This window comes from Roseovarius mucosus (genome assembly GCF_002080415.1).
Classification (GTDB): Bacteria; Pseudomonadota; Alphaproteobacteria; order Rhodobacterales; family Rhodobacteraceae; genus Roseovarius; species Roseovarius mucosus_A.
Window position 1 is genome coordinate 2,988,147 of the sequence record NZ_CP020474.1, and the last position, 15,247, is coordinate 3,003,393.

Genomic DNA, 15,247 nt, shown 5'->3' on the forward strand with positions numbered 1-15,247 from the left:
CTCGGATACCGAGAAAAAAAACGACCTTTCCTGCCAGCCACCTGCTCTGCGATCTCTATTCTGCATCACACAGATTTAACGATCCCCGAGCGTCCCCAAGGTACATGGTAACGGCGGTCTTGGCTCCCCAGACCCTGCCGCCGTAGCCCCCGGTTTTTATGCCGGGGGTATTTTTTTGCCACCTCAGACGAAGGTCTGACGAATTGCCAGACCCTTGGGCGGTTCAAGAGAGGCTGCGGCTCAGTAGGTTGGTTGCATGTTGGAAAACAGGAGTATTCCAAGTGGACATCTTTGCGATCGAACTGAGGCCAGGCACTACAAAGATCGAATATGCTGACGGCTCACGTGAAGAAATTGAGGCGGGGATTTACGAGCGCAAGAATTCGGTTGGCGATACAGTTCAGCAGCGCCGCGCGACGGCTGCCGATATCGCCCGATTGACCACGTTGGCCACAGATTTCGAAGCGGCCAACTCTGCCACTTCCGCTGTCGTGACCCGCGTTGAAGTGCTCGGCACGTCAATTGAAGTTACCTATGATGACGGTACGAAGGAAGAAATTTCCAGTGGGATCTACGAGCGCAAGAACGCCGCGAACAAAACCATAATCGAGCGCGTTGCGACATCGTCGGACACTCAACGTTTGAACAACCTTGCCAATGGCGGAACACCTGCATCGGGCAGTGACGACGGCACACCGGATCAAGGCTCGGGTGATGCGGGCGTGACCACGCCGGGCAGTGACGACGGCACACCGGATCAAGGCTCGGGTGATGCGGGCGTGACCACGCCGGGCAGTGACGACGGCACACCGGATCAAGGCTCGGGTGATGCGGGCGTGACCACGCCGGGCAGTGACGACGGCACACCGGATCAAGGCTCGGGTGATGCGGGCGTGACCACGCCGGGCAATGACGATGGCACACCGGATCAAGGCTCGGGTGATGCGGGCGTGACCACGCCGGGCAATGACGATGGCACGCCAGACCAAGGCTCGGGTGATGTGAGCACTGGAACTGGCACCCCTCCCGATATCGCTCTCAATGGCACGAATGCCGCAGAGCGCATGCACGGTCGCTCAAAGGCAGAGCATATCAGCGGCTTTGGCGGCGATGACGATATCCGGGCGCGCGCAGGCAATGACTTGGTCGACGGTGGCTCGGGCGATGACCGCATTCGCGGGGATCGTGGGGATGACACGGTCTTTGGTGGGAGTGGCGATGACACTTTGCGCGGGGATCTCGGGGACGATCTCGTGCAGGGGGGCGATGGCGACGATAATGCGCGCGGCGATGGCGGCAATGATACGGTCTACGGGGGCATTGGCGATGACATCCTGCGGGGCGATGCCGGAAATGACCTTTTGCGTGGTGGCGATGGCAAGGACCGCCTTAAGGGGGGCGGTGGAGATGACACGCTCGAAGGCGGCAACGGCAACGATCGGCTGTTCGGCGGTCGTGGGAACGATACTTTAGAGGGTGGCGAGGGGCGTGATACCTATGACGGTGGCCTCGGCAGTGATGTTTTTGTGTTCTCCCGTGACGGCAGTCTCGACAAGATTGCCGATTTCGCCGCGGGCACGGACATTATCGACCTCAGCGCATATGGGCTTGCCGGATTTGATGCGGTTCTTGATCTTGCGAGCCAGCGCAACGGCGACACTCTCCTGAATTTTGGTGGAGGGGACATCTTGCGGATCGATGATGTCAGGCTTGTTGATCTCGATGCGTCTGATTTCATTCTGTAATCGTGTGGCGGTCCAAGCACGCGTCGCGTGATCCCCACCGCTTACCGTTCTCATGCTCATTCACTCGCCGGGTCAAATCGCCCGGCGAGATGTTTTACGTTTGGTCTGCCTGTGACGAGGGAGATATCGAGCGCGTTCCATGTGACGCGGAAAACGACGTTTCCTGCTTCACATTCTTTCCTTGCTTCTACCAAGTAGACGTAGGGCACCCCAGCTTATCCCAGTTCATGGCTTGGTCTTAGGGGCCAGCGCAGAGGTCCGGTTTGCGTCACTGAACGCGCCAGACTGAGAGACTGAATAGGACCCGATCTACACGTTCTAAGGGCTGGATTGCCATAATCACGATTGCGTGATACAATCACAACATTATTTGTAAATTTATGTTTAATTTCGAAGTTGCGTATTTCTGGGGAAAGTTCGGGGGAGCTGGGGTATAATCATGCCAGATATTTCTGTGGCATTTGCGGATGATCATCCGGTTTTCTTGACCGGAGTGTGTCAACTTTTTTCGGCCCTTGAGGGCTTTACTGTTGTTGCCTCTGGCAAGACAGCGCAGGACATTGTCAAGATTGCGAGATCAGTCAAGCCTGACATCATCGTAATCGACTTGAACATGCCCGGTGTAATAATCGAAGCGATTGCAAAGGTTGCGACGGAACATTCTCACACAAAAATGGTGGCCTTCACAGCATCAAGCAACAAGGACACAGCAATCTCCGCGTTGGAGGCGGGCGTTCTTGGATATGTTTTGAAGGGCAGCACGCTCGAAGAGTTGGCCGATGCCGTCCGACAGGTTCATATGGGGGATACCTACCTATCGCCAAGCGTCTCCGCGAATGTCGTTGCCGGGCTGAGACAACAGGCCCGCTATCGCACCATGGAGCGGGTCCGGTTCAGCAAGCGAGAGGAAGATGTCCTTCGCTTACTGCTCAGGGGGTCGACAAACCGCGAGATCGCCGATGGGCTGTCGCTGCAAGAGAAGACGGTTAAACATTATATGTCCGTGCTGATTCAAAAGCTTGATGTCCGCAACCGGGTTGAAGTCGTCCTTGCCGCGCAAGAGCTTGCAAGCAGTGGGGCCCTTACGGGCACATCCAAAATGAACTGACAGTCTCTGAGGTTGATTTCAGACGGGATTATTGGCACTTCTGGATCAAATCTGCTGTAGGTCATAGCGCTTGAGCGTGGTGGTGCATCTGAAGCGACTGAAACGCTTTAAGATGTGTCGTCCGGCGATTGTATTGGCAATGTGACATGCAGCGTGGATGAATCCTTTGCGATATCGAGGTCAATACTACCTTCGAATGCGTCGAGCCGACGTCGCATGCCTTGCAAGCCCAAATGCCAAGGCGTGACTGAAGCGGTAGATTTTGCGCCCTGCGATTTGCCACCATAGATCGTGATGTCCAGGATCGAGCCACGCTGACAAACCTTGACCAGAGGAATTCGGCCTTCGCCATGCCGGACGGCATTACTGAGCCCCTCGCACAGCACGCGGTAGAGACAAATCTTGCGGGGAAGATCCAGTTTGGCCAGAGGCTCCACGATCTCTGTCTCTACGTCGCCAAACATCAGGGCTATGTGGCGCTCGACGGCCAGCGTAACCACACCCTTGGCATCCAGATTCTCGAGCTCGGGTAGGATTAACCCAGCTGAAATAGACCGCAATTCCGTCATCACCTGATTGATCAGCCCGCTTATCGACGTGCCATCGGGCAGGTCGGCCTGAGTAGTCCTGCCCTGCATCAGGGAAACCAGACTGAGCAACTGGATAGGACCGTCATGCAACTCGGCACCGACGACATTGAGAACCTGTTCGTTGGCCTTTGCGGCGTCAAATCGCGCGCGGTTGGCGGCGCGACGCAACCGATCATTATGTTTGACCATTCTGCGCTCGGCGTCCAACAGCGCTTCCAACCGCGAGCTTTGGCTGAAGGTTAGAGCCAGCATTGCCAGCATGCTCAGGGCCGCGAGGATCACGGCAGCCCAAGTCGTCCGTTCTACGAATGTCCGGTCACGCAAGAGCTCGGACGCGTCTAGATAGACTTCGCCGACCGCGATCAACGAGCCGTTTACTGGATCGTGGATCGGTGCGTACACTTCGAAATACGGGTAGGCGAGTGGAAACTCAGGATCAACTTCGCCGGACATCTCCAGTTTCACGATGAATTGGCCCTGAATCGCCACCTGAAGAGTCTCCGCCTCGTGATGATCAGCGGTATCGTCTTTAACAGGCTGCTGAAGAAGTCAGCCTTGAAGGACGTTATTCTTCCCCCACGGTTTGAAGGTGGCTCTTTGCGACTGCGGACGCCGGGTCGGGTTTGACCCCTTCGTCAGGGGGCAAGGAGTTTCGGTAGTCTGGCCAGATTGCAGGCTGCCATGGTCATTGTGAATTGGGCGCGGACCCTGTCGAGGCCGCGATGAACAGTCTGGGCCATGCCGCCCACGGTCTTGGCCCAGCCGAAGGGTTCCTCGATCTTCTTCCGGCGCCGCTGTGACAAGGCATAACCGGGATGCTGGGTGGTTCGCCCGTCGATTGCGGAACTCCGGGCCTTCTGCGCGACATGTGGCGTCACAACCATGCGCCTGAGTGCGGCAACAAAGTTGGCGCTGTCATATCCCTTGTCTGCTCCAAGCGTCAGGCGCCGGGTCGAGCCAGGGGAGTGTCGGTTGATCATCTCGAGGGCCGCCTTGCGCTCGCCGTAACCATCGGCATGGGTCAAATCGGCCTGCACGATCAGCCCGTTGCGGTTCTCCATCAGCGTATGTCCCATGAAGCACAATGTCGCCGCGGCACCCGGTGCTTTCTTGTAGAGACGGGCATCGGGGTCCGTCACAGAGATGTGGGTTGCGTTCGAGCGCTTCTGGCCCCGGAAGTTCACTGCGGCGTTGCGGATATGGCGGGGCGTGTCGGGCATCGGCTGCGTTTCTGTCTGCTGGGGCTGCGGTTCGGTGTTTGCGAAGGTCGCGTCGGCCGGTGGTGGCGGTCCGCCAGGATCATCGTCATGCGGTGGCGGCGCGCTGTTCCTGGGCTGAAAGCTCTTCATGGACGCCCACGCCTTGACCAAAGTGCCGTCTACCGAGAAGTGTTCATCCGAGAGGAGCGGACGGACCTCCGGGTGCGCCAGGATCGCCGCCATCAGCTTGCGCGACATGTCGGTCGTCAGCAGCCGATCGCGGTTCTTGGTAAACACCGTAGGAACCCAGACCGGATCGTCGATGCCAAGGCCGACGAACCACCGAAACAGCAGGTTATAGTTCATCTGTTCCATCAGCTGCCGTTCCGAGCGGATCGAGAACAGGAGCTGAAGAAGGCTCGCACGGATCAGTCGCTCCGGCGCGATGGAGGGGCGGCCAAAATCGGTGTAGAGCGCGGCGAACTCGGCATCCAGGCTGGCCAGCGCGTCATTGACGACCCGACGGATCAACCGCAGCGGATGACGATCCGGAACCCGCTGCTCAAGATCAACATAGCTGAACAGCGACCCGCTTGCCTCGTCCGTCCCACGCATCGCCACCTCCTGCTGCCGCTGCCATGCCGGAAGTGAATCATGTTCTCATAACCGCGTCGAGGGCCGACTTTTTCAGCAGCCTGTTAAGTGTCGAGTACAGAAGTGCGCCGTCAAGTGCCCAGACTCGCATTACCAGATTTGGATTCTTCTCAGCAACGTAGCTGAACGCCTGATCGGAACCACGGTCTGAATTGCCGAGGCTCTCAAAATGGCTCAACGCCAGCGGCGCGAGCAAGTTGTCAATATAGGCGCTTCCAACCCGACCATGCGATTGAACCTGTAGCGAGCGGTATTCGAATATGATGAAGGCCCCGAGCGCACACATGACACCGATAACGATCACGGTGAAAATCGCTGCCAGAGGGCTGGGTGCCACATGGAACCAGCCCAGGATGGCGTTCGATGATTCTCTGGAATGATTCGGCGTTTGTTTCTTGTTTTTGGGCATAATGACTTCTGGGGATGTTCGGGGCCACTTGGTGGCACGCAGCGCCGAATAGTAAAAAATTCATTCAAGTACGCCTATGCGCGCTTCAGGCGATTACCAATGATTAATCTATAGTTAACCAATTCCTACGCTACACGCCGCTGACCATTCAATGGACTTTGAGCCCAGTTTAATAGGGTCTTTGGTCTGAAAATTTCTTGAGCCTTGGTCCCAGTCATCCTGCGGGCTTTCGTGCTGGCGAAGCGAGAGACCTCTGCCCGTGGTGATAATTCGACAACGATGAGACCCTAATCAGGATACTTGGGGCTATTTATGTCATTTTCGTATTTTTGTTTTCCAGGTTCAGAACCTGGCTCCAAGGCATTGAGATAAAACAAAATCTGCTCGCGCAAACACTGCGGCGGGCCACATGGGGAGATGTGTCATGGCTGTCAAACTGAATATCGCGGACCTCGAGTTCTTTCTTCGGCAGGTCAAGATCAGCGAAGCGCATGCGAGCGGAACGCCGCTTACCGAAATCTATGTCGACGCTGACGGTAATGTCGTACCAGAAGGGACACCGGGCGCTGTTCTTGCTATTCCAGAGGCCCTTGTGCCCAACGGTCTGCGCACAGTCGACGGCAGATACAACAATCTGATTGAAGGGCGCGAAACATGGGGCGCAGCGGATACTCCTATGCCGCGGCTTCTCAGCCAAACCTTCCTCAACGATCAGGATGGCGACGAGATGCCGCTTGGTGCGCCTGGCGGGCCGCTTGTCACCAACACGGACTATGGCGTGATCGGCACACCGTCGGGCACCAATGGAGGACATACCGGCAACGTCGCCGATGCCGATCCGCGGATCATCTCTAACCTCGTTGTAGATCAGAGTACGGCGAACCCGGCCGTGGTCGAGGCATGGTTTGCGAATGACGCCGCACTGGCGGCGTTCCACGAACGCTATGGCGAAGATGCAATTCCAATTCGTCCCGGCGAAGGCCCCGAGGCCTTGGAACTCTTGAACACAAGTTTCGAGGATCAACCGCTCCTTGATGGCGCGCCCGGAGTTACGTCAAACCCGCTGGGCAATTTTACCACGACTGCGCCCAGTGATTGGACGATTACAGGAGGATCAGGCGGTCTATTTGCACCAGTGGACAGCGTAAGTTCAACCGCTGGTCATCCGGGTCCAAACGTTGCGTGGCTGACCGGTGGTGCCACACTGTCTCAGGACAGCGGCACTCTGACCGAGGGTGCGAGCTATCAACTGAGCCTGAGTGTCGGAGATCGCACCGATCAGGTTTGGTCCGGCGGCACCGCCCGCCTTGTTGCCGTAGGCGCTGGCGGCGTGACCACGGTCATTTCCTCTGTTACCCTGCCAGAACCCGCAGATGGGCAGTGGGCCGATCTGACGCTTAATTCAGGTCCGATCTCTGCGGGTCTTGCGGGCCAGACGCTGCGTGTCGAGATTCAGCAAACCGGCGGCTCGCAAGTGCTCGTGGACAATATTGCGCTGTCGACCTCGAACGGCAACGAGATCGAGATCGATAACATCGACCTTGCAACGATTCCCAATATTGCGCCTGATGACGGCATCTCGGCCCCGTTCAATGCCTGGATGACTTTCTTCGGCCAGTTTTTTGACCATGGCCTTGATCTTATCACCAAGGGCGACAATGGAACGGTCTTTATTCCGCTACAAGCGGACGATCCGCTCGTTCTCGGGGCGGACGGCATTGCTGGAACTGCTGACGATCTTCCAAACCATCTGCGCTTTATGGCGCTCACCCGGTCGACGCCCGTTGACGGGCCCGGTGCGGATGGGGTGCTGGGTACAGCAGATGACACGCAGCATGAGGGGCAGAACACCACCACGCCCTTTGTTGATCAAAACCAGACCTACACGTCGCACGCCTCGCATCAGGTATTCCTGCGCGAGTATGCATTTGATACCAATGGCAACCCGGTCTCAACTGGCAAGCTTTTGGATGGCGCAAATGGCGGAATTCCGACTTGGGCGGAAGTTAAGGCGCAGGCGCGCGATTTTCTCGGGATTGAGCTGACCGATGGCGATGTCCTGAACATCCCGCTTTTGCGGACTGATGACTATGGCGAATTCATTCGCGGTCCCAACGGCCTGCCTCAGATCGTGGTGGGTATTGGCGCGGATGGCATTCCGAATACTGCTGACGATGATGTGGTCGAAGGCAACTTGGCAGCCCCCGTAAACACATTCACGGCAGGCGCGATCCGCATCGGGCATGCGTTCTTGGATGATATCGCACATGCCGCAAATCCGTTCGACTCGCAAAGCGGTATGCTCAAAACTGCAGATGACGACACTGCGGTAGGTCTCTCCGATAGTGTCAGCACAGCCGGAACCTATGACAATGAACTGCTTGACCGCCATTTCGTCACTGGTGATGGCCGAGGTAACGAGAATATCGGCCTGACCGCGGTCCACCACGTCTTCCACTCCGAGCACAACCGTCAGGTTGTGGCCCAAAAGAAAACCATTCTGGAGTCGGGCGATATTGATTTTATCAACGAATGGCTTCTTGTCGATCTCGCGGCAGGCGACCCAATTCCAACCGATCCCACTGCGTTGACTTGGGATGGCGAACGCCTGTTCCAAGCAGGGCGCTTCGCGACCGAAATGCAGTATCAGCACCTTGTCTTCGAAGAGTTCGGGCGCAAGATCCACCCGAATATTGATCCCTTCGTCTTCAACGCGGTCACAGACATCAATCCGTCCATCTTTGCCGAATTTGCCAACGTTGTGTATCGGTTCGGACATTCAATGCTGACCGAGAACATGCCGCGTGTCTTGGTGAACGAGCTGACCGGCGAGGTCACTACTGACAACATGGGCCTGATCGCGGCCTTCCTCAATCCGGTTGCCTATGACAACGATGGCGCGATGAGCGCGGATGCGGCGGCAGCCGCCGTGATCCTTGGCATGACAACGGAACAGGGCAGTCAGATTGACGAATTCATTGTCCCCGCACTGCGCAGCAATCTGCTCGGTCTGCCGCTTGACCTAGCCGCGATCAACATCGCGCGAGGCCGCGACACCGGTATTCCCTCATTCAACGATGCGCGGGCAGAGCTTTTTCAGCAGACCAATTCTGTTTGGCTGAAACCCTATGAAAACTGGGTCGAGTTGGCGGCAAACCTGAAGACTCCAATGACGATTGTGAACCTGCTGGCAGCCTATGGAACCCATTCGACAATCCTCGCGGCAAACACGCTTGAAGAGAAACGTGATGCCGCGTTTGATCTCGTGTTTGGCGGGGGGGGCGTGTCAGATGCCGATCGCTTTGACTTTCTGCTTGGGCGCAACGGTTGGACGTCTGACACCAATGGCCTGAATACGATTGATCTCTGGGTCGGTGGTCTGGCCGAAAGGATCATGCCGTTCGGCGGCATGCTTGGATCGACGTTCACCGCTATTTTCGAGGCGCAGATGGAGGCGCTTCAGGACGGAGACAGGTTCTATTATCTTACGCGGACCCAAGGGCAGAACTTCCTCAACGAACTCGAAGAGAACTCGTTCTCGAAGATGCTTCTGGCCAACACCAGCTTGGCTGATCCGGGCGCAGACGGGATCCGCGGAACCGAAGACGACGTTGTGCGCCACCATATTGGTGTGGATTCCTTTGCGCGCTATGACTTTGTTCTAGAAGTCAATCAGGCCAACCAGTTGATTGACGATCCAGTAGGGAACGATCCGGTGCTCGAAGGTCTTGGCATGGGCAAGGTCGTGCGGGATGATCCCACAACGAGCGAAGTCGAAACCAACTACATTCGCGTCACCGGCGGAGAGCATCTCGCGGTGGGCGGCACCAACGGGAATGACACGATCATCACCTCTGACGGTGACGACGGCATCTGGGGGGATGACGGCGACGATTTCATCGAGTCAGGGTTTGGCGTTGACCTTGTGAACGGCGGTGGGGGCAATGACATCATCCTCGACTCTGGGGATGAAGGTGACTTCCTCAAGGGGGAAGGTGGCGACGACGTTATGGCCTCTGCGAACGGGCTTGACGTTCTCATGGGCGGCACAGGCAAGGATGTCATCTTCCTCGGGGTCGACTCGTCAGAGGTGTTCGGGGGATCAGGCGACGATTTCATCATGGGTGGAGCCGGCGCTGACTTCCTGTTGGGCAACGAAGGTGACGACTGGATGGAAGCCGATGGCGGCTTTGACACGACAGCCGGTGATAACTCCGAACTGTTCTTCAATAGTAAGATTATCGGCCATGACGTGATGTTCGCGGGATCTGACGAACATGATTTCGACGCCGAATCCGGTGACGACATCATGGTCCAAGGCGAGAGCGTGATGCGCAACGAGGGCATGTTCGGGTTTGACTGGGTCTCGTACAAGGGCGTGGCAATCGACGCATATGCCGATATGCGTATCAAGATTTTCACCACCGACGAGGAGGACATCCTGCGCAATCGCTTTGACAAGGTCGAAGGGTTGTCAGGGTGGCAGATGAACGACACGCTGATCGGTGATGATCGCGTTGCCCCCGGAACCGGAGAGGGAGCAGAAGCGGAACTCTTCAACGATGGGCTTGATCAGGCGGGCATTGACCGGATTGATGGCCTTTCGGATCTCGTCTCGCTCTTGAACGGCGAGGAGTTCTGGGAAAATGGTAACATCATCATGGGCGGTGGTGGCTCTGATCTGATCACCGGCAATGGTGGCGACGATATCATCGACGGCGACCGCTGGCTAAATGTGCGCATTCGTATCACTGGCGATCCGACCGACGAGAATACCGCAGCGAACGAAATTGCGACGGTTGATACGCTTCGGCATATCTTTACCGAAGAGGATGGGGTGGATCCCGCTTGGGTGGGACAAAGCCTGTTCGAACTGCTGGTTTCGCGCACCATCGTGCCGGCCCAGATGAACATCGTGCGCGAAATTCTCGACGGTGGACAAGAGGATGACATCGACATCGCCGTGTTCAGCGATAACCGGGACCAGTACACGATCACCGACCTTGGCAACGATGTCTTTCAGGTGGAACATACCGGGTTTGGCACCAATCCTGCCATCCTGATCGACGACGGAATCGACACGCTGCACAACATAGAGCTGTTGCGCTTTGCGGATGGAGACTTTGCGCTTCCCCGGCCGGCGACAGGCATGCCTGTCATCAACGATCCGACCCCGACCAATGGCCAAGTCTCGCCAGTCGAGGGTCAGCTGCTAACGGTCGATACAAGCGGCATCGCCGACGTGAATGGTCTTGGGGCCTTCAGCTTTCAGTGGCAGTTTCTTGATGGTGCGGTCTGGACCGACATTCCCGGCGCGACCAATGCGACATTCACGCCGAATGATCCAAACTTCATTCAGCAGCTTTTGGGCGACATCAGCGAGATCGGTCGTCAACTTCGAGTCGAGGTAAGCTTTACTGACGGAGTCGGCACGCTTGAGACAGTGTATTCCGAGCCGACCCTTGCGGTGGCCGAGAATACCGGGGTCACGCTGAATGGAACAACATTTTCAAACAACTCCCTCAACGGTAGCGCTGGCAATGATTTGCTGACCGGTGTCAGCCCGTTCTTCGGAGTCGGCGGAAACGACACACTCAACGGCAACGGTGGCGACGATATCCTGAACGGACAGGCTGGTAATGACGTCTTGAACGGTGGAGCAGGCTTTGACCAGTTGGACGGCGGCGGCGGCGCTGATGTTCTCAACGGCGGCGCGGATGACGACATCATCATTGCTGGCGGTGGCACTGACACCATCATTCAGGCATCGACCGATGGGCGCGATGTGGTGGATGGCGGAACTGGCAACGACACCTTCCGCGTTCAAGGCAACGCCGAGGCTGAAACCTTCACTGTCTACGCCATGTCAGGTGGCCAGAACGCTGGCCTTGCTGCCAGCCTCGGGACATCTTTCCTCGCATCGACCGAGATCGTGATCACCCGCACTGTCGGCACGACGACCACGGTGGTCGCCGAGTTGGACAACATTGAAGAGATCGCTGTCGACACCCTCGCCGTGTCTGCAAATGACGGCAACGGCGTACCAAACGGCGGCGTTGTCGGCGGAGACACGGTCGCGATTGTTGGAAACTTTGTTCCAACGAGCCTTAACTTCAGCACGATCACCGTCAATGGCACGGCCGCCGACGACACTATCGATATATCTGCTCTGACATCGGCACACCGCATCGTGTTCCGAGGCGAGGGTGGCAACGACACGATCATTGGCACGCTGCGTCCACAAGACGTGATCGAGCTGCCCGGAATCGGCGATCCGGTCGTGACTGTCAACGAAGACGGCATGGTCACGGTAAGCCGGGGTGGATCGAGTGTCACCTTTGACGGATCGAGCGGAGTGCCCGGTATTGGGGGTGGTACAACGTCAGACGATGACGTCGCCGATGGGTCATTCTCGCTGAGCGCCCGCGATCTGGAAGGTTTGAAGAACCTCGTCAACGGCGAGTTGGCCTTTGACGGCGACGATGACACCGAAGAAGCCACCGGCGTCAGAACGCTGAGTGGTGAGGGCAACAATGAGGCCAATCCAGCGTATGGGGCGGCGGGTGAACCTTTCATCCGGTTGACCGAGGCACGTTACGGTGATGCGGATGAAAATGGGAACCGGCAGATCAACCCAATCTTTGATGGTCTCGATCCGCGTGCAATCTCTAACATTCTCGGCCCGCATGATGATACGACGGCCCCAAATGCAATGAATGCGAGTGCGCTTTTCATGGCCTTCGGTCAGTACTTCGACCACGGGCTTGACTTCATCGCCAAGAACCCTGCCTTCGGCACGATTGAAATCGGGGGGCCAGGTGCGGAACGCAGCCCGACATCTGACAATCCGGCTGACCTGACGCGCGCAGAAGTCGCGGGTTATGACGAAGAGGGCGTGCCGCAACACACCAACATGACGTCGCCCTTCGTCGACCAAAACCAAGCCTATGGCAGCCATGAGCTTGTTGGCCAGTTCCTGCGCGAAAGTGATGGGGCACATGGGTTTGGCATGCGGCTTTTGGGGGGCGAGGCCGATCCTTCGGATCCGGCATTCACGCTCTTGCCAACGTTGCGCGATCTGATCCTGCACCATTGGGAGGCGGAAACATACTTTGAGGATCCAGGGTTGCCTGGTGGCGCGGCAAGACTTCAGGACGTTTTCCCGGATCTGGTCGATGAGATCACCGGGGAGATTGACCCGGACATGGTGCAGGCGCTCGCTTCGGATTTCCTTGGCTCCGGGCAACCTCTACTGCTCGACGCCAATCCGTTCATCGACCTGCTTGACCACCGGATGGCGGGCGATGGCCGCGCGAACGAGAATTTCGCGCTGACATCGGTGCACACAGTCTGGGCGCGGAATCATAACTTCCACGTCGAGAATCTGCTCGCGCAGGGATTTGAGGGAAGCGACGAGGAGATTTTCCAGGCTGCCAAGATGCTCAACGAGAGCGATTATCAGCGCGTTGTGTTCCAAGAGTTCGCGGACAAGCTTCTTGGCGGTTTGCGCAATGCAGACGGCGACAGAGAAGATCACGGCTGGGATGGCTACAATCCCGATGTGGACGCTCGGATCAGTCACGAGTTCGCGGCCGCAGCCTATCGCTTTGGTCACTCGCTGGTTGGAGAGAACCTACAGGTTCAGGGGCCAAATGGAGAACTTATTCAGGTGCCCCTGTACGACGCCTTCCTCAACCCGAGCAATGATCCGTCAGTTTTCAATGGCCCACTACCACAAGGTTACGTTCCGGCTCCTGGCTACGCACAATACGGCGTTGCAGCCATTATCGGCGGCACGGCGGTGCAAGCGGCGGAAGAGGTCGATCTCAGGATCGTGGAGGCGATCCGGTCGGATCTCGTTCGGATCAATGCCGATCTCTTCTCTTTCAACGTCGCCCGTGGCTGGGATGTTGGACTTGGGACGATGAACCAAGTTCGCACTCAGCTTGCGGCTTCGACTGACCCCTATGTTTCCCAAGCTGTGGACATGGCGGGCGATCTGTCACCTTACAGCAGCTGGGCGGATTTCCAGGCGCGCAATGATGTGAGTGACGAAGATATGGCACGGCTGATGGAGGCCTATCCAGATCTGGTTCTGGAAACGCCGGCTCAGATTGCTGCTTTTGTCGCGGTGAACCCGGACGTCGTGCTCGAAGACGGTGCGAACGGCGCCAAGATCGTCAAGGGTATCGACCGGGTCGATCTTTGGACCGGCGGACTTGCTGAAAAGCACGTCAATGGAGGTATGGTTGGTCAGACTTTCTGGGTCGTGCTCCACGAACAGCTCGACCGCCTGCAAGAGGGCGACCGGTTCTACTACATCGACCGGTTTGACAACTTCGATTTCTATCAGGAGTTCGGAGAGGACACGACCTTTGCCAGCATTGTCGCTCGAAACACCAGCCTTACGGATATCGACAACAACCTCTTCGATGCCAACGGTATCGACGACGATGATGACAACGCCACAGACGATGACGACGACACTGCCGGTGGCGATGAGGACAACGCCACAGACGGTGACGACGACACTGCCGGTGGCGATGAGGACAACGCCACAGACGGTGACGATGACACTGCCGGTGGCGATGAGGATACCGCCGGTGACGACGACCAGGACGATACTGCCGGTGACAACGACACCGAAGGCGACGAGGATGACGACGAGCCTGAAGACAATGACAGCAACGTGACCCCGCCGCTCGCAGCGTCAGGCAATGTGATTGGAACGGCGGCTGCCGACGCGCTCTTTGGCGGTGCCGAAGGGGACAATATCCTGGCCTTGGCTGGACGTGACATGATCTTTGCTGGCGACGGTGACGACAATGTTCTGGCGGGCAGCGGACGGGACATGATCTTTGGCGATGGCGGCAATGACAGGCTCTTCGGTGAAGGCGGTGACGATTTCATCGAGGGCGGGGCTGGCAATGACTTCGTCGTAGGGGGGGCCGGTTCTGATCTGTTCGTGGCGACAATGAATGACGGTGACGACGTTTATTACGGCGATGACGTCACGGGCGGATCAGGTTCCGATACGCTCGACATGTCGCAGATCACAGCAGATACCAGTGTCGATCTTGGAAGCGGCTCCGGTGGAAGAGGGTATGCGTCAAGTGCCCAATCTGGGAACGACGTGTTGTGGAGTATCGAGAGCTTCATCGGGGGGGCAGGGAACGATACCATCACCGCAGGCAGTGCGCAAAACGAGATGGACGGCGGCGTGGGCAATGATGTCTATCGCTTTCTGTCAGCCTCGGATGCCGATGGTGATACGATCAGCTCCTTTGAACCCGGCGACAAGATCGACCTTTCTCAGATCGACGCGAACGGTTCTGGGCCTGGCAAGGGCACCTTCACACTCGTCTCTGAGGCCTTTTCGGGCGGCGGTCAGATTCTCGTGACCCACGAGACCGGTGCGAATGGTGATGTGACCGTAATTCAGGGCAACATCGAAGGAGATAACGGGCCTGATTTCAGCATTTCGATACGGGGACGCCACGATCTGACTCAGGACGATTTTCAGCTCTGAGTCAGGCTGACAA

The 15,247-nt window shown here is 57.3% G+C and carries 6 protein-coding genes; 3 read left to right on the forward strand and 3 right to left on the reverse strand.

The window, feature by feature from the left end:
* Positions 1-281 precede the first annotated feature (281 nt).
* Both ROSMUCSMR3_RS14255 and ROSMUCSMR3_RS14260 read left to right on the forward strand, forming a co-directional pair.
* Positions 282-1,745 carry a calcium-binding protein gene (locus ROSMUCSMR3_RS14255; protein WP_157667309.1) on the forward strand — a complete coding sequence of 488 codons (1,464 nt, stop codon included), beginning with the start codon at positions 282-284 and terminating at the stop codon, positions 1,743-1,745.
* Between the two features lie 439 nt (positions 1,746-2,184).
* Complete coding sequence (locus tag ROSMUCSMR3_RS14260; RefSeq protein WP_081507737.1) at positions 2,185-2,853, forward strand: response regulator; 669 nt, start codon at positions 2,185-2,187, stop codon at positions 2,851-2,853.
* Positions 2,854-2,960: 107 nt separating this feature from the next.
* Here ROSMUCSMR3_RS14260 and ROSMUCSMR3_RS14265 read toward each other — a convergent pair whose 3' ends face one another.
* The 3 genes from ROSMUCSMR3_RS14265 to ROSMUCSMR3_RS14275 all read right to left on the reverse strand — a co-directional run bounded on the left by ROSMUCSMR3_RS14265 (position 2,961) and on the right by ROSMUCSMR3_RS14275 (position 5,705).
* On the reverse strand, positions 2,961-3,932 hold the full coding sequence (locus ROSMUCSMR3_RS14265; RefSeq protein WP_081507738.1) for a sensor histidine kinase: 972 nt from the start codon (positions 3,930-3,932) through the stop codon (positions 2,961-2,963).
* A 146-nt stretch (positions 3,933-4,078) separates the two neighbouring features.
* The gene (locus ROSMUCSMR3_RS14270) at positions 4,079-5,257 is read right to left on the reverse strand and encodes an IS5-like element ISRssp10 family transposase (RefSeq protein ID WP_008281741.1); all 1,179 of its coding nucleotides are present in this window, start codon (positions 5,255-5,257) and stop codon (positions 4,079-4,081) included.
* 37 nt (positions 5,258-5,294) lie between these two features.
* Positions 5,295-5,705 carry a hypothetical protein gene (locus ROSMUCSMR3_RS14275; RefSeq protein ID WP_081507739.1) on the reverse strand — a complete coding sequence of 137 codons (411 nt, stop codon included), beginning with the start codon at positions 5,703-5,705 and terminating at the stop codon, positions 5,295-5,297.
* A 424-nt stretch (positions 5,706-6,129) separates the two neighbouring features.
* On the opposite strand from ROSMUCSMR3_RS14275, the gene ROSMUCSMR3_RS14280 reads away from it, so the two are divergent.
* The gene (locus ROSMUCSMR3_RS14280; protein ID WP_198385531.1) at positions 6,130-15,234 is read left to right on the forward strand and encodes a peroxidase family protein; all 9,105 of its coding nucleotides are present in this window, start codon (positions 6,130-6,132) and stop codon (positions 15,232-15,234) included.
* Positions 15,235-15,247 lie beyond the last annotated feature (13 nt).

Excerpts from the sequence above, each read along its gene's own strand:
- ROSMUCSMR3_RS14260 (WP_081507737.1), top strand. The coding sequence starts at position 2,185 with ATGCCAGATATTTCTGTGGCATTTGCGGATGATCATCCGGTTTTCTTG.
- ROSMUCSMR3_RS14275 (WP_081507739.1), bottom strand. The coding sequence starts at position 5,705 with ATGCCCAAAAACAAGAAACAAACGCCGAATCATTCCAGAGAATCATCG.
- ROSMUCSMR3_RS14280 (WP_198385531.1), top strand. The coding sequence starts at position 6,130 with ATGGCTGTCAAACTGAATATCGCGGACCTCGAGTTCTTTCTTCGGCAG.
- ROSMUCSMR3_RS14270 (WP_008281741.1), bottom strand. The coding sequence starts at position 5,257 with ATGCGTGGGACGGACGAGGCAAGCGGGTCGCTGTTCAGCTATGTTGAT.